The sequence below is a fragment of the Methylobacterium sp. AC832 genome, assembly GCF_979256025.1.
This window is the reverse complement of record NZ_CEEDMV010000006.1, coordinates 42,255-62,635: the sequence shown is the minus strand read 5'-3', so window position 1 is coordinate 62,635 and position 20,381 is coordinate 42,255. Positions and strand designations below refer to the sequence as shown.

Sequence of the window (20,381 nt, the reverse complement as noted above, 5' to 3'; positions counted from 1 at the left end):
GCCGCCGAACGCGACCGGCCTTTCGGCCGGCCGCGCGGATCATGGCAGAATTTCTTTGATCTGGAGACTGTTCTGCTCGACGAGCTCGTGGAACGGCTCGAGTGTGCGGACATCCACGCCTTCGCTGGCATGGCGCTGGGCGAGGCTCATCACCGCCGCCGAGGCCTCATCGACCGGCGCCGCCACGGACTGGATCAGCGTTTCTGCCAGTTCGACGACGGTCAGGCCCGAGGAGATACCCGAAGGCGGCGCGTCGAGGGCGAAGCGCTCCTGCAGGCTGGCGCCCAGTTCCACACCCATCAGCGAGTCGAGGCCGATCTCGGAGAGGTGGCGGACACGGCTGATATCGTCCTTGGGCAGACGCAGGATGCGGGCAATGTCCTCAACGATGGCATCGGACACGGTCTTGCGCACCGCATCGAGGTCCAGGCTCTTGAGCAAACCACCGATATCGATGGCGGTCACGGTGCCGGATTCCGCCTGCTGGTCGGAACCGAGATCGCCGTAGCTCGGCGAGCGCATGGTCGCGAGACGCTCGCGCGCCTTGCCCCAATGCATCGAGGCAATGGCCAGGACGGCATCGTCGGGTGACGAGCCTTGCCCTTCCAGGGCCTCGGCCATGAGGTCGAGGGAGCGGCCGGCATCCATCGGCGTCACGCCGACGCGGCCGGCCAGGGTCTCCATCACCGCGCGGTTGCGCGCCAGTACGCCGACATCGCCGATCGCGCCCCAGGCGACCGCGAGGGCGGGCAGTCCCAGCGCCTTGCGACGGCGGGCAAGCCCCTCCATGAAACCGTTGGCCGCGACGTAGGCGCCCTGTCCCGGATTGCCGATGAAGGTCGTGGCCGAGGAGAACAGCACGAAGTAGTCGAGCTGCCGCTCGCGGGTGGCTGCATCCAGATGCTCCGCGCCGACGACCTTCGGGCGGATGACCGCGTCGAGGGCAGCCGCGTCGAGATTAGCGATGAGGCCGTCCTGCAGCACCATCGCCCCATGGATCACGCCCGCGAGCCTGCGGCCGTCGCCCTCGACCTCGGCAAGGAGATCGTCCACCGCCTCGCGACTGGTGATGTCGCAGGCCATCGCCGCGACGCTGACGCCACGGACCGCCAGATCGGCCACCACCTGCTTGGCTTCAGGGCTCGAGGCGCCCTTTCGGCCGACCAGAACCAAGTGACGGGCTCCCCGGTCGGCGAGCCACCGGGCTGCCTCGATGCCGAAGCCGCCGAGCCCCCCGGTGATGAGATGGACGCCCTCCGACGAGACCCGGAAGTCGGACTTGCGCTCGACCACGATGCTGCCCGGCTTCGGCGGGGCGATGACGATCTTCCCCACATGCCCGGATTGCTGCATCAGCCGGAACGCGTCCGAGACCTCGTCGGCGGTGAAGGGCTGGAACGGCAGGGGCTTGAGACCGCCTTCCGTGAACAGGGCCATCACCTCTCGGAACAGACGCGCCCCGTCCTCACCCTGGTGCTGGAGCACCTGATCGAGATCGACGCCGAAATAGGAGAGGTTCCGGCGGAACGGGCGCAGGCCGATATGGGTGTTGGCGACATAGTCGCGCTTGCCCAGCTCGATGAAGCGACCGAACGGCTTCAGGCAGTTCAGGCTGCGTTCCATCGCTTCGCCGAACAGGCTGTTCACCACGATGCCGACCCCGTCGCCCGTGATCCGGCGGACCTCGTCGACGAAGGCGAGGGAGCGGGAATCGAGGACGTGCTCGGCCCCGAGAGCCTTCACCAGCGCACGCTTCTCGCGCGACCCGGCGGTGGCGATGACGCGGGCTCCCTTCAGCTTGGCGATCTGCAGGGCGGCGAGCCCGACGCCACCGGCACCACCATGGACCAGCACCCATTCGCCGCGCCGCAGCCGGGCGCAGCTGACGAGGCTGTAATAAGCGGTGAGGAAGGCCACCGGCACGGTGGCCGCCGCCTGCGGGTCGAGGCCGGGCGGGCTCGGCGCCACCACGAGCTCGGGCACCACGATATGGGTCGAGAAGCCCGATTGTGCGAAGGCGACGACAGGGTCGCCCACCTTGAAGGCAGCGACGCCCTTGCCGACCGAGACGACGCGACCGGCGACTTCGAGGCCAAGACGCGGACCGGCGAAGCCATCCTCCAGGATCTCCTCCGGGAGCATCGACAGGGCCCAGAGCACGTCGCGGAAGTTGAGGCCCGTGGCCTCCACGGCGATCTCGACCTCGCCGCGTCCGGGCGTGCGCCGCTCGGCCGGTCCCCAACGCATGTCGTTGAGGCCGCCGGTGACGCTGCGCTCGAGCTGCGCGGCTGGAGCCGCTACGGCATCGGAGGCGGGACGGCGTGAAAGCTGCCCCGGCGCGAACCGGATCACGCGGGTGGCGTCCGCGTCGAGGATGATCTCCGTCTCGGTGGTGCCGGACAGGATCACGTCACGCAGGCGCTCGGATGCCTGCTTGCTCGGCATCGCCGCGGTGAGATCGATGCGGCGAATGTCGAGGGTGGCGACCTCGTTGGCGAGGGTGCGGGTGAAGGCCCAGAGGCCCGCTTCCACCGCTCCGTCGGCGTCTCCGTCATGCCGCGTCGCGCCCGGACAGATGACCCAGAGGCGGGTCTGACGGGTCCCGAGATGTTCGACGCAGCGCTTGAGACCGAGGCAGCGCTCGCGCAGCCGGTCGGCGGCGTCGCCCTTGGTGTCGAAGGCTCCGGCGAGGAACACCACCGTATCGGGGGTCTCGCGTTCGAGTTCGAGCAGCGATTGCTCGGAATCGAGGATGATCGAGACATGGACACCGGCGGCGGCGAGAAGCGTCGCCAGCGACGAGGCGGTTTCCGCCGCGAAGGAATCCTGTGACCCGATGATGAAGGTGAAGGTCTGGCCGGTGGAGGCCTTTGCCCGCACCGGTGCCTCCGCGAGGAAGAGAAGATCGTCTCCATTGGCCGAGACCGCCCGGTCGACGGCGACGCGGACGAGACCGGTATCGCTGAGCGAACGTTGCCAGCCGGTGATGTCGTCGAGGCGTCCCAGGGGCATCCCGTCCAGACTCTCGAACCAATCCGGCAGCAGACCGAAGACGAGGTCGCGGAAGAGCGAAGCGCCCGGCTCCACCGCCAGCAGGAACCCACCCGTGGCGAGGGCGTCGGCGATCTTGCCGAGAAGGCCGCGCTCGGTCCGGTGCAGGACGTTGCTTGCCAGGATCGCGTCGAAGCCGCCTTCCGTCAGGTCGGCTTCGTCCTCGATCACGGTGACGCCGCGTGGCAGGGCGAGGCGGGCTCGCTCGGCGAGGCGGCGATCGGTCTCGAACACCGTAAGGTGCGCGGCGATTCCATCGGCGATGGCGGCCGCCTGGGCCGAGAGCGGCCCGAACCCGAGCTGAAGCAGGCGCAGGGACCGGTCCGTCGGAAGGTCGGTGTGGGCGCCGTCGAGAATACCGGCGATCACATCCGAGGATGCGCGTGCGCTGGCGCTGCGCAGGACGAAGGCGTCGAGAGCGTTCTGCGACAGGGTGGGCTGGCTCGCGAGATCACCGTCGAGGAGGCGGGAGACGACGGCGCCGAGATCCGCCGTGAGCACCAGTTCGGCGGACAGTTCGGGATGGTCAGCCGCGATCCAACGCATGATCTCGTCGGGGGCGGGCAGGGTCACGTCCTTGCGCAGGGTCCAGCGCGTTCCGTCGAGGGTGGCGAGCCCGCTGCTCTCGAGGGCGTAGAGGGCGTTCAGGAGCCAGGGCCGCATCGATTCCGGCACACGATCGTCGATGGCGACGGCGCCTGAGCGCTGCAGCCCTTCGGCCATGCGGTAGGCGAGGGAGGTGGCCCAGCCTTCGAGGAGAAGATGGCCCGGCGAGAGTGCAGCATCGGCGGGCGCGAGAGCCGCCTTGATGCCCGGACGGACCGCATCGGCGATGCGGGCGCGGCGATCGAGGGGGATCGCGGTCGGCTCCGTGGCGAGTTCCGACCTCTGCGCGATGGCGTAGGCGGCGAGATCCTGGCCGGACTTGGCGCGCAAGGCCTGGAACCGGCCTTCCCGCAGGGTTGCGATGACGTCGCCGGCCTCATCCACCAAGGTGAAGTCAGCGAGAATGCTGCGCTCGTTGCAACGCCGCGTACGGATCATGGCCCGGGCGATGACGGCACCGGGCCGAATCAGCCGAATCTCGCCGAAACGCACCGGCACATAGGCCTTGGTCGATCCCTCGCCCAACAGGTCGGCGAAGAGCAGGATCAGGCCGTGGAAACAGGCATCGAGCCGCGCCGGCACGAGGCCGAAGCGCGTATCCGGCTCCGCCGGCTTGAGTTCGGAGACGATCACGGTCTCGTCCACACGGGCGCTGAGGGCCACTTGGCGGAAGCTCGGCCCGAAATCGAGACCTGAGGCGGCGGCGAGACGATACAGCCCCTCTCCCTCGACGGCGTTCTCGGCCGGGATGATGATGTCCTGCCGGGGACGCGCCGCGAAGGTGCCGTCCACGATCTTGGCGGAGGCGTGCAACTGCCAGCCCGCCTGGGTCAGCCGAGGCCGGCTGAGGATCTGGATCTGGTTGCCGCTGCCCGAGAGCCGCACGGCGACTTCGCGGAGGGCGTCCTCACCGAAGACCATCGGCGACTGGATTTCGAACTCGGCGAGGACGACGTCGTCGCTGCGCATCGCCTCGCGGGCGACACCCAAAGCCATCTCGATGAAGGCCGCACCGGGCAGGATCGCTTGGCCGTCGATACGGTGGTCATCGAGTTCCGGCACCGTAGCGATGTCGAGATGGCCGTTCCACTCGAGCCCGTCGGCCGAAAGGCGCGATCCGTAGAGCGGATGATAGGCGCGGGCCGTCGCGGCGCCCACGCCTTCCGAGGTCTCCGACAGCCGGAACGGCCGACGCTGCCAGGGATAGGTCGGAAGCGCGACATCGCCCTTCGGGTTCTCGCCGAAGACCGCCGCCTCGTCGACGGCGGCACCGTGGACGAGGGCCGAGGCCAGGGCACGGGCGAAGGGGTCACTGCCAACGGGTTTGTTGGTGAGGACGCCGACCGTGGCATTCTCGATGCCGAGGGGCTCGATGCAATCGCCGATATGCGGAAGCAGGGTCGCTCTTGGGCCGACCTCGACGAAGATGCGGGCGCCCTTGCGGGTCGCTTCCTGGACAGCCTCGCAGAAGCGCACCGGCTCGCGGATGTTGCGCCACCAATAGCCGGCGTCGAACTCCCCGCCCTGCAGCACGGCCCCGGTCACGGTGGAGACCATGGGGATCGTGCCGGGATGCGGCTTCAATCCTGCGAGATCGCGCAGCAGCGGCTTCTCGGTCGGGTTCATCAGCCGGCCGTGGAAGGGGTAGGCGAGGTCGAGCTTGCGACCACGGCGGCGCTTGCGCGCCAGCGCCTTCATGGCCGCGTCGATATCGGCGACCGGGCCCGCCACGGTGACGGCCTTCGGGCTGTTATAGGCGGCGATGTCGAGGCTGGGATAATCTTCGAGGAAGATCTCGATTTCCTCCACGGGTGCCAGCAGCACCGCCATGGTGCCGAGGCCGCGCGTCGTCTCCTGATGCTGGCTGCGGTAGAAGATCACCTTCACCGCCTGTTCCAGGCTCAGGATGCCGGCTCCCTCGGCCGCCGCGATCTCACCCACGCTGTGGCCGAGCACGTAGGACGGGACGAGACCGGCGGCCTTCAGGGCCGTGGTCGAAGCGCTGGAAATGGCGAAGATCAGCGGCTGCGAGACCCGCGTGAGGACCATGCGCTCGGCCAGATCCTCGGCGAACAGGGCTTCCTTCAGCGACCAGCCCGAGATCTCGGCGAACAGGACGTCGATCCGGTCGAAGGCCGACCGGTAGATGGCGTTGCGGTCATAGGCCTCCCGGCCCATCCCCACCCATTGGCTGCCATTGCCGGAATAGACGAACGCGATCTCGGCGCTACGGTCGACGGCAGTGCCGACCCGGGCGATGTCGGTCTCCTCGGCATCGGCGACCGCGCGCAACGTGGCGGGCAGGTCTGCGTCCATGGGCATGGCGAGGCGGGTCGACAGTCGCTCGCGGCGATGAGCGGCGGCGGCGGCGATCCGCACGGTCTCGGCGGAATCTGCGCGTTCGAACCGATCGGCGTAGTCGAGAGCGAGTTCGTTCAGCGCGGCGCGGCTCTGGGCAGAGAGGAGTAGCAATTCTGGCCCGCGCCCGGCATCGCTCGCGGCGGAGGCCGGCGCGCCGTCGGTGAGGACGATGTGGGCGTTTGTGCCGCCGAAGCCGAAGGAGTTGACGCCGGCGAAACGCTCACCCCGGCCACGCGGGATCGCCAGCGGCGCGGTGACCACCGAGAGATTGAGCTTGGTGAAGGGAATGTCGGGATTGAGAACGGTCGCATGCAGCGAAGGCGGCAGCAGATCGTGCTCGAGGGCGAGACTTGCCTTCAGAAGACCGGCGAGGCCCGAGACCGGCTCGGTATGTCCGATATTGCTCTTGATCGAGCCGATCGGCAGCGGCTCCTTGCGGGGCCGGCCGATCTTCCCGCCGATGGCGCCGGCCTCGATCGGGTCACCCACCGCCGTGCCGGTGCCGTGCGCTTCCACGAAGGCGACCGCATCGAAATCGATCTCGGCCTCGCGATAAACCTGTTCGAGCAGCGCACCCTGTGCGTAGCCGGAAGGCAGGGAGATGCCGGTGGTCCGGCCGTCGGAATTCACGCCGCTCGCCGCAATGACGCCACGCACGGTATCGCCGTCGCGCGAAGCGGCCCGCGCCGATTTCAGGACGAGAACGACGCCGCCCTCGGACCGGACATAGCCGTCGGCATTGGCCGAGAAGGCTTGGCACAGCCCGGTCCGCGACAGCATCTGCGCGTTGGAAAAGCAGATGAAGTTGAAGGGGCTGGCGAGCAGGTTCACGCCCGCCACGACCGCGGTGTCGATCCGGCCACTGGCGATCGCCGCGACGGCGGCATCGAGCGCTACGAGCGAAGAGGAGCAAGCGGTATCGACGGTGAAGCTCGGCCCTTTCAGGTCGTAGATGTAGGAGATCCGGTTGGACAGGATCGAGAGCGTGTTGCCGGTCGCCGCATAGGCATCACCCGAAGAGGTATCGAGGACGCGCAGGTTTCCGTAGTCGAGGGACGAGGCGCCGACGAACACACCGATCTGCGACCCCGCCACGGCGGAGGGACGCAGACCCGCATCCTCCAGGGCCTCCCAAGTCAGTTCGAGGAGGAGCCGCTGCTGCGGGTCCATCTGCTCGGCTTCGCGGGGCGAAATGCCGAAGACGCCGGGATCGAACGACCAGATGTCGTCCAAGACGCCCGCCGACCATGTGTAGCTCTTGCCGCGCTCCTGCGCGCGTGGATGGCCGAACCGCTCCAACGACCAGCGATCGTCAGGGATACGCCCGACGGCGCAGCGGCCCTCGCTCAGAAGCTGCCACAGGCCATCGACGCTTGCAGCGCCGGGCAACCGGCACGAACGGCCGACGATCGCTATGTCTGTACGCTTGATCACGTTCGGTTCGCACACGCTCTTGATCGAGGACATCGCCGTCTCGCACCTGCAGCGGACAACCGACGTGAGGATGCATAATATGCAGCCGGAACCGTGTCCAACCCATGGCAGCTTTGCTGCAGCAGAGAGGCCGGAGGGATTTCGAGATACGGATAGTTTCACGGGATGATAAAAATCACACAGTCATGATTACGGCAGCATTCAATATAGGCCGCTACTTCAACGGCACGTCTGAAACTGTACAAACCTATCCCGCATCGGCATAATATCAAACATTATTAACGCACCGCGCCATCGGTTTCCAAAATTATTATTGTATTACTACACTAAAAAATCGACATTTAGTAAAAAACGTGACTTAATTTAAATAACTCAACAATCTATGCATCAGGAAATCCCCAATGCTAATGTGCACGTCATATTTGTGATAGTATAGTAAAAGATTAATTATAGCATATTCTTCGATTGTCATGAAGGTGTCGATTTTTCCATTCCTCTTATTGATAATGCCTGGAATAAAAATCCACTTACGCTCCGTCACGATATTCCTTCAAGCATCTCTATGCTGCGCTGCAGCATAAATGCCTCACCTAGAGTTCGATGGGATAGGGTAGTCCCATCGAAGAAAACGCGGCCCGGATCGAAGGAACGCCTGCTTTCCGCGAAAAGGCCCTTGACGCCCGTTCCAGCCGAAAGCTATACGCCGCTCCTCGCTGCAGCGGAAACGCTTCAGCCGGGGCGCGTAGCTCAGCGGGAGAGCACTACCTTGACATGGTAGGGGTCACAGGTTCGATCCCTGTCGCGCCCACCATTTCCCTTCGGGCGAGATGGACGAGAGAACAAAAGCCCCGGAAACGGGGCTTTTTCTCGTTCTGGCAGCCCCTCCGTCGTGAACGCACGACTTGCTCGTACGTCGAGGCTTCCGCGTCCATCGCGCCCCAGGCAGTGAATGGAAGCTGCCTCATGCCAGCCACTGTCACGCTTGCGTGAGCCGCCGTCCCGGTCACAGAACCGCCTCAGACAAGGAGTGTAAGGCGAGCGCTTTCATTCGGTGCCGGGCATCTCGGCCACCGTGCCGGATGCCGGAGATAATGATGAGCCGAAACTTGGCATTCTCGAATGCGGTCGGACGGTTCGGCCTCGGATGCAGCGCCATCGATCTGCGCGCCCTCGACGATCCGCGCGGCTACGTTCGCGCTCAGCTCGACATGTCGGTGACGGCGCCCGAAGCCAAACTGATGTCAACGACAGATCAGCTGCAGGCAATGATGCATCGTCGTCAGCTCGCGAAGCAGCGCCGCGAAGCGATGGCGGATGCGGACGGTGCCAAGGTCAAGCTAGGCAGCAATATGCAAGATGGTGCCATGGCGATGGCACCCGGCGCAGAGCCATCAATGGGTGGCGGCATGATGGAGAACGACTCCGAGGCCAGGGCCACTCAGGGGTCGATCACGAAGAGCGCCGATGAGCTGATCACATGGCTCAGACTGGCGGCGGCGACCGACGCACCACTGCACGAGCGGCTGTTTCTACACTGGACCAATCACTTCACCATCGGGGCTGGGAAGGGGAAATCCAGCCTTACGGCGGGTTCGTTCCAGCGCGAAGCCATTCGGCCATTCATTCTCGGCCGCTTTCACGACATGGCCAAGGCGGCGATCCTGCACGCATCCATGCTCTATTATCTCGACAACGCATCCTCGATCGGCCCCGATTCCAAGGTTGGTCGCATCAAGAAATCCGGCCTCAACGAGAATCTCGGACGCGAGGTGCTCGAACTCCACACACTCGGCGTCGACGGGGGCTACAGTCAGGCCGACGTCACGGCATTGGCCTCCGTCCTCACGGGCTGGACCGTGGATCTCAATCCAAAATCCGAGACTTTCGGCGAGGTGGTGTTCCGTGAACGGCTGCATCAACCAGGGCCGAAGACCATCCTCGGTAAGCGTTACGCGGAAGCGGGAGCAGAGGAGTTTCCCGCGGTCCTAGCTGACCTCGTCCGCCACCCATCCACGGCACGCTACGTGACGCGACGGATGGCGCGTGCGTTCGTATCGGAAAAGGCGTCGGACTCTCTTCAGAAGGATCTCGCCAAGGTCTTTCAGGACAGCGACGGCGACCTGAAGGCCGTGACCGCCGCGCTGATCCAAAACGACGAGGCCTGGACCGCCGCTCCCGTGAAGCTCCGCTCGCCGATCGAGTTCCTCGCCGCAACCGGTCGCCTCCTCGGACAAGCGCCGGTTAGGCCATCGCCGAAAGCCTCGCTTCTCGCGATGGGCCAGCCGTTCCTGGCCGCCCCGTCACCCAAGGGATGGGCCGAGGAAGACGATGCCTGGGCGACCTCGGATGGCATCAAGAGCCGGATCGACTGGGCGCAGCAATGCGCGACGTTCAACGCGAACCATGTCGATATCCGCAAACTCGTGGACGACCGGATCGGCGGCTATTTCTCGGACGAGACCCGGCGCGTGATCAGGCAGGGCGAAAGCCCCGAACAGGCATTGGCCCTGCTGATGCTCAGTCCGGAATTCCAGCGGCGCTAGCCGGTCGAGAGGCGATGACCCCATGAATCCTCAGGAACACGCCCACCTGCCGACGCGCCGCAACCTGCTGCTCGGCGCCGGCGCCCTCTTCGCCTGGCCCTATGTGCCGAAGGTCTGGGCCGCGTCCGGCCGTGACCCGCGCTTCCTCGTGGTGGTGCTGCGCGGTGGGCTCGACGGCCTGTCGGCGGTGATGCCGGTGGGCGATCCGCAATTCGCTTCGATCCGCTCCGGCTTCAAGCTGTCCCCGACGCACACGCCCTTCCGGCTCGATCCGCTGTTCTCGCTCAATCCGGCCATGCCGAACCTGGCCGATCTCTATGCCAAGCGCGAGGCCACGCTGTTCCATGCCGTCGCTACCCCCTACCGCGCCCGCTCGCATTTCGACGCGCAGGAGGTCCTCGAGAACGGGATGACGCGCTCCAGTTCCGGCGTCGATACCGGCTGGCTCAATCGCGCGCTGTCCCTCATTCCGAAGGCCAAGGGCATCGAGTTGCGGCCGGCCAAGGCTCTCTCCGTCAGCGCGACGACACCGCTGATCCTGCGTGGTCCGGCCCAGGTCGAGACATGGCAGCCGCAGACTCTTCCCTACGCCTCGGCCGATACGCTGATGCGGCTTCAAGCGCTCTACGACGACAAGGACCAGGCCCTGGCAAATGCCCTGCGCGAGGGTGTGCAGGTCGACGATTTCATCGCCTCGGATCCGAGCATGGCGGCGATGGGCAAGCAGCCGTTGAGGGGCCCCAACAGCTTCGCCTCGGCCGCCCGCGCTGCGGCCTCGCTCATGGCGCCCGTCACCGGCCCCCGCATCGCCGTGATGAACTTCGACGGTTGGGACACACACTCGTCCCAGGGTCCCTATGAGGGGCGTCTCGCCAGGAACCTGGCCTCCCTCGATGCCGGCATAGCGGCGATCAAGGAGGGACTCGGCGCCTCATGGGCACAGACCTCCGTTCTGATCGTCACGGAATTCGGCCGCACCGTGCATGTGAACGGCTCCTCCGGCACCGATCACGGAACGGCGACGGTGGCCTTCCTCGTCGGAGGCGCGGTGGCAGGGGGACGGGTAATCGCCGATTGGCCGAGCCTGAAGGAAAGCGCCCTGTTCGAAGGTCGCGACCTCGCGCCGACGACGGATCTGCGCGCCGTGATGAAGGGCCTGCTGATCGATCAGTTCGGGTTCGAGGAGAAGGTCCTGTCGGAAAAGATCTTCCCCGGCAGCGAGAAGGCCCCCGGTATGAGGGATCTGCTTCGGGCCTGACCTGCGCGAGGCGCAGAGGCTACGCCATCAACCCTCGTCAAAAGATGGAGGGGGTCCGTCTGCGCGAAGGGATGCCGACGCCGCCCGGTTCGTCGGTGTTTGGGGGCGCCTCTACGGCGATCTCCACGGCCGGGGGCAGCTGCGCGACCTGTTTGGCGCGAGACGGCGCCACCTTCCCGACGCGCTCGATCCGGACGCCGACATAGTCGCCCCGCCTCCAGGCAAGCTTCACCATGCAGACGAAGTCACGGCCGATGATGCGGAGCAGAAAGGAAGGCGGCAAAGCTTGGTAGGACGGGATGCCGAGCTTGGCACCGGATTTGGAGACGTCCTTCACGGTGCAAGGGATTTCGCTACCGTCCGGAAGGCGGATATTCGCGATCCAGTTGGTTGAGTTCCGGTCCTCGCGCCGCGGCACCGGATCCTGCGACTCGCCCGTCTCTTTGTCCGACCGCACTGAAGACGCTCCGGCGTTTCGCCATTACTCACATCGGCATAAGCCGAGAACGTTTACGGACATCTACTGGCAATCGGAATTTCTCGCGGTGCTTGGCGGCCGATACACGAGGTCGCGCGATCCGAAGCATAAGGCATCGCGGACTTCATCGTCGCCGGATCGGCCCAGATGCGAGGGGACTTCGCCAATTAAAAAGTTGCACCTGATCACCCCCACAAAGGCTGGATTGGACCATCAGAGGCGCTGCTGGAGAAGCGCCCGCCGGAAGCAGGCGGTCATAATCCAACCGCACGGGCATGTTTTCGAGTTCTCGAATTCACACTTTTCTTCTAAGAGGAAGAGAGTGTCCGACCGCCGTTCGCAAACGGTATCGCAGACTTTCCTACGAACTAAGCTTGACAATCGAACGTGACGGCGGGGGCGGCAGTGGCTAAGGGGCGGGAATCGGCCGAGATCATTTCGGCGTTGGCAAGTTGCCGGACAGCGTTCATCGGCGTCGCGGTGATGAGCGGTTTGGTCAACATTTTATATCTGACCGGATCGTTCTTCATGCTCGAAGTCTACGACCGCGTCATTCCGAGCCGCAGCGTGCCGACACTGGTCGGCCTGGTGATCCTCGCCCTCGTCCTCTATGGATTTCAGGGCATTCTGGAGACGATCCGCTCGCGTATCCTTGCACGCGTCGGCGCGTCTCTGGACGAAGCCCTCAGCGCGCGGGTGTTCGACATCGTCGTGCGGGCTCCCCTGAAGGGTGCCACCCCGGGCGACGGGCTGCTGCCCCTGCGCGATCTCGACCAGTTGCGTGCCTTCCTCGGCGGCACGGGCCCCTCGGCCTTCTTCGATCTGCCGTGGATGCCGATCTACGTCTTCATCTGCTTCCTATTCCACCCGCTCATCGGCGTCGCCGCGCTCGTGGGCGCCGCGGTCCTGGCCGTCCTCGCCCTGACCACGGATCGCTCGACGCGCGGGCCCTCGCAGACCGCCACCGCCCACGGCATGCGCCGCAACGGATTGGCAGAAGCCGGCCGCCGCAATGCCGAGGTGCTCGCCGCCATGGGAATGCAGGGACGTTTCGCCGATCGCTGGGGTGGTGCCAACCGCGACTACATGCAGTCGCAGATGAACGTCTCGGACGTCGCCAGCGGTTTCGGTGCGGGCTCGAAAGTGTTCCGCATGGCGCTGCAATCGGGTGTGCTCGCCCTCGGCGCATGGCTCGTCATCAACAATCTGGCTTCGGCCGGCGTCATCATCGCCTCGTCGATCCTCGTCGCCCGTGCCCTGGCTCCCGCGGAACTCGCCATTGCCAATTGGAAGGGATTCGTTCAGGCACGCCAGAGCTGGGCGCGGCTCTCGGAGCTGTTCGCGCGCCTGCCCGCCGCCGAACAGCCCCACGCGCTGCCCGCTCCGTCGCAGAGTCTCGTCGCCGAGAACGTCACCCTCGCACCGCCCGGCACTCAGCGCATCGTCGTCCAGGATGTCAGCCTTTCGCTACAGCGCGGACAGGGGCTCGGAATCATCGGCCCGAGCGCGTCGGGCAAGTCCAGCCTCGTCCGCGCCATCGTCGGCGTCTGGCCTCCCGTTCGCGGCAAGGTCAGGATCGACGGCGCGGCCATCGACCAATGGTCCAGCGCCGATCTCGGACCGCATATCGGCTTCCTGCCGCAGGAAGTGGAGCTGTTCGCGGGCACCATCGCCGAGAACATCGCCCGGTTCGATCCCAACGCCCAATCGGGCGCCGTCATCGCGGCGGCCAAATCGGCGGGCATCCACGAGATGATCCTGCGCCTCACGGAAGGCTACGACACCCGGATCGGGGAGGGCGGCGCCGGCCTGTCGGCGGGTCAGCGCCAGCGTGTCGGCCTGGCGAGGGCGCTTTATGGCGACCCCTTCCTCGTAGTGCTGGATGAACCCAACTCAAATCTCGACGGGGAGGGCGAGAACGCCCTGACCCAGGCCATCGTCGGTGTGCGGCAGCGCGGCGGCATCTGCATCGTCGTGGCGCACCGCCCCAGCGCCCTGGCGGCCGTCGACATGATCCTGATGATGGCCGACGGGCGGGCCCAGGCCTTCGGCCCTAAGGACGAGGTGCTCAAGCGCGTCCTTCGGTCGACCCCGGCTCCCGCTGCCGAGCCCGTCGCCGCACAACGAACCGGCGCGAACGTCGCCACCCTGCAGGAGAGCGCGTGATGGCCATCGCACTGTCGCCCGTCGGACTTCCCGCCGCCCAGGTCCGCCCCACGGCCAACGGGTCCATCCGCCGCCACCTTGCCGTCGCCATCGGTGTCGGCGCCGTCCTCGTCGTCGGCATCGGCGGCTGGGCCACCTTCACGATGATTTCGGGAGCGGTGATCGCTCCGGGCCAACTCATGGTCGAATCGGATGTGAAAAAGGTCCAGCATCCCACCGGCGGCGTCGTCGGCGAGTTGCGGGTGAAGGAGGGCGCACGGGTCAAGGCCGGCGACATCCTGATCCGCCTCGACGAGACCCAGACCCGCGCCAATCTCGACATCATCCTGAAGGCGCTCGACGAATTCGCGGCCCGCCGCGCCCGCGACGAGGCGGAGCGTGACGGCGCATCCGAGATCACCTTCCCGGCGGATCTCCTGGCCCGCAAGGCCAAGGATCCGTCCGTCGCGCATCTGGTGGACAGTGAAACCCGCCTGTTCCACGCCCGCGTCGCCGGCCGTGAGGGCCAGAAGGCGCAGTTGCGCGAGCGCGTCTCCCAGCTCGGCGAGGAGATCAAGGGCCTCACTGAACAGGCCGCCGCCAAAGAGCGGGAAACGGCGCTGATCGGGACCGAGCTGAAGGGTGTGCGCGAGCTCTATGGCAAGAACCTCGTGCCGCTCTCGCGCGTCACGGCGCTCGAACGAGACGGCGCCCGGCTGCAGGGCGAGCGCGGGCAGCTCATCGCCTCCACCGCATCGGCCAAGGGAAAGATCACCGAGATCGAACTGCAGATCTTCCAGATCGATCAGGACATGCGCACCGAGACCGGAAAGGAACTCGCGGAGATTCGCGGCCGCTGGTCGGAATATGTCGAGAAGCGCATCGCCGCGGAGGATCAGCTCAAGCGCATCGACATGCGCTCGCCTCAAAACGGCACGGTCCACCAGCTGACCGTGCACACGATCGGCGGTCTCGTGGTTCCCAGCGAGCCGGCGATGCTGATCGTGCCCGACGCCGACAAGCTCATCGTCGAAGTAAAGATTCAGCCGCAGGACATCGACAACGTGCGTTTGGATCAGCGCGCGGTCCTGCGCTTCCCGGCCTTCAACCAGCGGGTGACGCCCGAGATCGACGGGATCGTGAGCCGGGTTTCGGCCGACGTCTCGCAGGACCCGAAGAGCGGCATGACCTACTACACAGCGCGCATCCGCATGACGGAGGATCAGGTGGAGCGCCTCGGCAAGGTCCAGCTCGTGCCCGGCATGCCTGTGGAAGCGTTCATGCAACTCGGGGACCGCTCGGTCATCTCCTACCTGACGAAGCCTCTGACGGACCAGATCGCCAAGGCTTGGCGCGAACGTTGACGGCTCCGAGAGGCGAAGCATGGAGACCCCGACCATGCGTCGGGGCGAGAGTTTGAAGAATCCGCATCATGGGCAGGTCGGTTGCATCTTGCCTTCAGGCGCTCAAGCCTGATATGGCAACCGCCTTTCCGCGATGCGTGAACTGCCATCGCCGAGGACGCCTTACCGAGGTGCCTCGTTCCCGAGACCCTATGGACAGGCGGCGGGCTCAAACCCGGCCGACGTGAGACCGATGAAGATTCGCAACTCCCTCAAGTCCCTCCGTGGCCGTCACCGCGACAACCAACTCGTGCGCCGTAAGGGCCGCGTCTACGTCATCAACAAGACGCAGAAGCGCTTCAAGGCCCGACAGGGCTGAGGCTGCGGGCTGCCCGGCAATTCGGGGTAGCCGCGTCAAGCCTGCCTGTTGACGGCGGCGTGAAGGGCGAGGAAGCTCGCTCTCATGACGCTGTCCCGGCACCTCGGCATTCTTTTCAACGCTGCGCTCCTGAGCGCCGCGTTTTTTTCGTTCGGGGCATCGTCCGCCGACGCTCTGCCTCAAGCGAGTCAGGGCCGGGAGACCGGACAGGTCAAGGAAACCGAGAAGGATGCACCCAGGAAGGTGCAGGCGCCGAGCCTCGAAGATCTCTATGCGAGGCTGAAGGCGTCCGAGGACGATGCCGAGGCCAAGGGTATCTCCCGCCTGATCGAGCAGCGTCTCGGGCGCTCCGGCAGCGCCACTGCGGATCTCCTCACCGAACGTGCCCGCCAAGCGATGTCGGGCCGCGACTATGCCCTCGCCGTCGAGTTGATGGACCGCGCCACCACCCTCGAGCCGCAATGGGCGGAGGGCTGGAACCGGCGGGCCACGGTGTTCTGGCTGCTCACCGACCAGACCAATGCCGTGGCCGACCTGCAGCGGACGCTCGTGCTGGAACCACGACATTACGAGGCCTGGGCGGCACTGGGGCGGATCTATCTGTCCATGGATGACAAGCGCCGCGCCCTCGACGCTTTCAGGCGCGCCTCCGCCATCTATCCGCGCATGGAGAAGCTCCAGAGCGCCATCGACCGGCTTGTCCCCGAGATCGACGGACGGGACCTGTAACCGGACATGGTTCTTCTGCACTGGCTCGGCCTGATCGCGGGCGTGATGCTCGGATTGATCGTCAGCGTGCTCGCGGCCGGCGCTCTCGTGACCTTGATCGTCACCCTGCGGGTCGGCACCAAGTTCCCGCCGCTCGGCCCCTCCGTGGAAGTGGCGGGCGGACGGCTCGCGACGATCCAGGCCGGTCCGAATCCTTCCTCCAGGGGAACCATCATGCTCCTGCACGGGGCTTCGGCCAATGCGGCCGATCCGATGGAAGGTGTCGGCCGCAGGCTCGCGGAGAGCGGTTTTCGCGTCATCGCTTTCGACAGGCCGGGATACGGCTGGAGCGACCGCCTCGGCGACCGCGATATGGCGAGTCCGGCGGCACAGGGACACGCCATCGCGCAGGCTATCGAAGGTATCGGGACCGGCCGCGTGATCCTGATGGGGCATTCCTGGGCCGGTGCGCTGGCCACCGCCATTGCCCTCGACCATCCGGAGGTCGTGTCCGGCCTCGTGCTGGTGGCGCCGGTGGCGATGCCGTTTCCCGCCATGGCGCCTCTGCCATGGTATTACCGCCTCGCGTTGAAGCCCCCGGTCGCTTGGCTGCTCAGCCGCACCGTCACGACACCGCTCGGCCTCTATTATCTCGAACGCGCGGGGCGTGCGGCCTTCCGGCCGCAGGAACTTCCCGGAGATTATCTCGACCGTAGCCGCTCAGCCCTGGTGCTGCGCCCCGCGACGATGTTGGCGAATCTCGAAGACCTGATCGGCCTACCCGCAGCCTTGGCGGCCCAGGCTCCGCGATACGGTAAGATCGCCGTGCCGACGGTGATCGTCTCCGGCGATGCGGATGCCGCCGTTCCGGCGACGCGCCATGCGGAGCCTTTGGCCAGGACTATCCCCGGCGCACGCCTCGTTCTGCTGCCGGGCATCGGCCACATGGTGCCCTATATGGCGACGGATGCGCTCGTGGATGCCATTGAGCGCCTCGCCACCGAGATCGGCGCGACGGAAACTGAACCCGTCGCGCCCTGACAGTCGATCAGGCTCTCGCGGCGTGATCGCGGGTGACGAAGGCGATCCGCACCAGGTTGGTAGCGCCCGGCGTCCCGAACGGCACGCCCGCCACGACGATGACCCGGTCACCGATTTCGGCGAAGCGTTCGCGAACGGCGAATTTCGCCGCGCGGAAGGCCATGTCGTCCACGTCGCTCGCATCGTTGGTGACGATCGGGTGCGTGCCCCAACACATGGCCAGCCGCCGGGCGGTCTCGCGCTTCGGCGTGAGGGCGATGATCGTGGCGTTGGGCCGCGAGCGGGCGAGACGCAGGGCCGTCGAGCCCGAATGCGTCCAGGCCATGATGGCGGTGAGGCCGAGAGCACCGACCATCTGATGCGCGGCCGCCGCGATGGCGTCCGACGCGGTGGCATCGGGCTCGGAGCGCTGCGCCGTCAGGATCGTCCAGTAGAGCGCGTCGCGCTCCACCTGCTCGGCGATACGGCTCATCATCGAGATCGCCTCGATCGGGAAAGCGCCGGAGGCGCTCTCCGCCGACAGCATCACCGCATCCGCGCCCTCGTAGACTGCCGTCGCCACGTCCGAGACCTCGGCGCGGGTGGGGACCGGCGCGGTGATCATCGATTCCAGCATCTGGGTCGCGACCACGACGGGCTTGCCCAGACGCCGCGCACCACGCGTGATCCGCTTCTGCACGCCGGGCACCTGCTCGAGCGGCATCTCCACGCCGAGATCGCCGCGCGCCACCATGATGCCGTCGGAGATCTCGATGATCTCGTCGAGACGGGTCAGCGCCTGCGGCTTCTCGATCTTGGCCATGACCAGCGCGCGGCCGGCGGCGACCTTCTTCACCTCGGCCACGTCCTCGGGGCGCTGGACGAAGGAGACCGCGATCCAGTCCGCACCGGCATTGAGGCCGGCTTCGAGATCACCGCGATCCTTTTCGGTCATCGCCGCAACCGGGATCACCGTGTCGGGCAGAGACACGCCCTTGCGGTTGGAAATCCTGCCGCCGATGACGACCTCGGTCACCGCGCGTCCCTCGGAGACTTCGGTCACGACGAGGCGCAGCTTTCCGTCATCGATGATGACGACGTGGCCGGGCTCGAGCGCGGACAGAATCTCGGGGTGAGGAAGGTAGACGCGATGGATGTCGCCCGGCGTCGGATCCGAATCGAGCACGAAGGAGGCCCCGTTCTCGAGGATCGCGCTGCCCTCGGCGAAGGCGGCGACCCGCAGCTTCGGGCCCTGGAGATCCACCAGGACGGCGATGGGCCGGCGCAACTCGCGCTCAATGGTGCGGATCACCTCGATCTTCTCGGGCAATTTCTCGCGCGGAAGGTGGCTCATGTTGAGCCGGAACACATCCGCACCGGCGCGGAACAGTTTCTCGATCATCTCCGGCGTATCGGAAGCCGGACCGAGGGTGGCGATGATCTTCGTGCGGCGCGAGCGTTTCACTCCGGTCTCCCGTTTTCTTATGATTCCGCCTGTCGTGACCGACCGGACGAATGGAGGGCGAGCGGTCAGAAGCACCGGGGCGGGTCAGGCGTCAAGGTGAGGGGCGCCAGCCAGGAGTGATTGGCCCCAGCCCATCGCCCGGAGTGGCCACCCTAGACGCCGGACTTCGCAGGCACGATAAGCTCGCGCCATCAAGTCGACGAGCCGCCTGGGGAGACGAAGCGTGACGGACAAGGAAAAGGCCGACAAGGATAAGCTGGTCTCCCGGTTGTTTACAACGCTGATCAGGAACGGCGACAGGGAGGGATTTGAAAAGCTTGCAGTGGATCTGAGCGCCGAGTCGGCTCAGGAATGGGGGCCGCTGCTCGATTCCAACCGCGCACTTCTCGCGTTCGAGGACATGGCGGCGCAAGCCGGCCTCGCAGAGCAGTATCGTCCGAAAATCTGGTGGATGCGCAGCCCCTATCCGGGCAATTTCGGCGATATCCTCACCCCTTACGTGTTGTGGCACGCTTTCGGCGTGATGCCGCGCTGGGTTTCCAGCAAGGAGGCCGAGGGCCTCTGCATCGGCAGCATTGCGAAATTTGCCAGACCGGGTATGCGCCTGTGGGGGACAGGTATGCCACGCGCCACCGATCCGCTTTGCCCCACGGCAATTTATGCCGCGGTTCGCGGCCCGCTCTCCCGCAGTGCCGTCCTGGCGGCGGGCGCGGAATGCCCTGAAATTTATGGCGACGCCGCGGTGCTTCTGCCTGAACTCTACGCTCCCGACGTTGCCAAGACTCACAAAATCGGCGTCATTTCGCACGTCCTGCAGGATGCAGAGATCCGGGAGGCGGTCCGCAAGGTTGGGCTCGATCACATCAAAGTGATCTCCCTCCACTCTGTGTCTTTTGAGGATATCGAACGTGTCATCAGAGATATTCTCAGTTGCGAAGAGATAGTCACGACCTCATTGCATGGCCTTATCGTGTCTCATGCTTATGGTGTGCCTGCCCAATACATGAACCTCAATGGAAACACCAACTCCTTCAAAGTCGAAGATTACAAGCTTTCGGTGGGACTTACGGATCCTGCCCTCCAGGGACGGCGCGAGTTTACCAACGTGGATTGGCTCGAAGCTCGCAGCTGCGTACTGCCCCCGTCGCAGATTGATACGGTGGCGCTCCGCGCCGCCTTCCCCTTCCCAGTGCGGAACTCGAGCGAGGCACGCTCTCCGAGGACGTGAGCTACACGCAACGAACCTTCGTTTATCATCTCCGCGTCAGATGCAGCTCGACGCAAGCGAACAGCTTAATCAAGCATCCCCTCCACCGTGCCCTTGGTAAGAACACTCCTATTCGAGCACAAGCGAGCTGGCGGGACATCCTATAGGTGCCCCGAGGTTGAGTGCGTTGGAACTGGAGTACATTGAGCCGGAACATGTTCGCATCGGCACGGAACCGTTTCCCAATCAATTCCTGCGTATCTGAATCTGGATCGAGGCCGGCGCCAATCTTCGGGCGGCGCGAGCATTTCAATACGGTTTACATTTGTTTAGACGATGCACTTCGAATTCAAACTGCCAATTGGGGCGCCCCTCCCGAGCAC

General features: G+C 65.6%; 11 protein-coding genes and 1 tRNA gene. 9 read left to right on the top strand and 3 right to left on the bottom strand.

From position 1 onward, the window contains the following. Positions 1–39: 39 nt before the first annotated feature. Positions 40–7,485 (bottom strand): SDR family NAD(P)-dependent oxidoreductase, encoded by a 7,446-nt coding sequence (locus AC0IXR_RS19280; protein WP_471761837.1) that lies wholly within the window; start codon positions 7,483–7,485, stop codon positions 40–42. A gap of 703 nt (positions 7,486–8,188) precedes the next feature. On the opposite strand from AC0IXR_RS19280, the gene AC0IXR_RS19275 reads away from it, so the two are divergent. From AC0IXR_RS19275 to AC0IXR_RS19265, 3 genes are all read left to right on the top strand, one after another. After that, a tRNA-Val gene (locus AC0IXR_RS19275) sits at positions 8,189–8,263 on the top strand. A 295-nt stretch (positions 8,264–8,558) separates the two neighbouring features. Further along, a complete protein-coding gene (locus AC0IXR_RS19270) occupies positions 8,559–9,995 on the top strand; it encodes a DUF1800 domain-containing protein (protein ID WP_471761836.1) in 1,437 nt (478 codons plus the stop codon). A gap of 22 nt (positions 9,996–10,017) precedes the next feature. Then, positions 10,018–11,253 carry a DUF1501 domain-containing protein gene (locus AC0IXR_RS19265; protein ID WP_311274662.1) on the top strand — a complete coding sequence of 412 codons (1,236 nt, stop codon included), beginning with the start codon at positions 10,018–10,020 and terminating at the stop codon, positions 11,251–11,253. A 37-nt stretch (positions 11,254–11,290) separates the two neighbouring features. On the opposite strand, the gene AC0IXR_RS19260 is transcribed toward AC0IXR_RS19265, so the two are convergent. Next, positions 11,291–11,590: a hypothetical protein gene (locus AC0IXR_RS19260; RefSeq protein ID WP_471761835.1), complete on the bottom strand. Its 300-nt coding sequence runs from the start codon at positions 11,588–11,590 to the stop codon at positions 11,291–11,293. A 624-nt stretch (positions 11,591–12,214) separates the two neighbouring features. Between AC0IXR_RS19260 and AC0IXR_RS19255 the strand changes: the two genes are divergently transcribed. The 5 genes from AC0IXR_RS19255 (at position 12,215) to AC0IXR_RS19235 (ending at position 17,347) form a co-directional block, all read left to right on the top strand. After that, positions 12,215–13,897, top strand: coding sequence for a type I secretion system permease/ATPase (locus AC0IXR_RS19255; protein ID WP_246747927.1), 1,683 nt, complete (start codon positions 12,215–12,217; stop codon positions 13,895–13,897). Continuing rightward, on the top strand, positions 13,897–15,240 hold the full coding sequence (locus tag AC0IXR_RS19250) for an HlyD family type I secretion periplasmic adaptor subunit (RefSeq protein ID WP_471761834.1): 1,344 nt from the start codon (positions 13,897–13,899) through the stop codon (positions 15,238–15,240). Before AC0IXR_RS19255 ends, AC0IXR_RS19250 begins: the two co-directional genes overlap by 1 nt. Before the next feature lie 232 nt (positions 15,241–15,472). Then, entirely contained in the window at positions 15,473–15,598 is a 126-nt protein-coding gene (gene ykgO / locus AC0IXR_RS19245) for a type B 50S ribosomal protein L36 (protein ID WP_003601867.1), read from the top strand. A gap of 84 nt (positions 15,599–15,682) precedes the next feature. After that, a complete protein-coding gene (locus AC0IXR_RS19240) occupies positions 15,683–16,327 on the top strand; it encodes a tetratricopeptide repeat protein (protein ID WP_311274659.1) in 645 nt (214 codons plus the stop codon). A gap of 6 nt (positions 16,328–16,333) precedes the next feature. Further along, positions 16,334–17,347 (top strand): alpha/beta fold hydrolase, encoded by a 1,014-nt coding sequence (locus AC0IXR_RS19235; protein ID WP_471761833.1) that lies wholly within the window; start codon positions 16,334–16,336, stop codon positions 17,345–17,347. 7 nt (positions 17,348–17,354) lie between these two features. Here the strand turns inward: AC0IXR_RS19235 and pyk are convergent, their stop codons facing one another. Beyond that, positions 17,355–18,791, bottom strand: a complete 1,437-nt coding sequence (pyk, locus tag AC0IXR_RS19230; RefSeq protein ID WP_056429184.1) for a pyruvate kinase — start codon at positions 18,789–18,791, stop codon at positions 17,355–17,357. 223 nt (positions 18,792–19,014) lie between these two features. Between pyk and AC0IXR_RS19225 the strand changes: the two genes are divergently transcribed. Further along, positions 19,015–20,019, top strand: a complete 1,005-nt coding sequence (locus tag AC0IXR_RS19225) for a polysaccharide pyruvyl transferase family protein (RefSeq protein ID WP_471761832.1) — start codon at positions 19,015–19,017, stop codon at positions 20,017–20,019. The last annotated feature ends 362 nt before the right edge of the window (positions 20,020–20,381 follow it).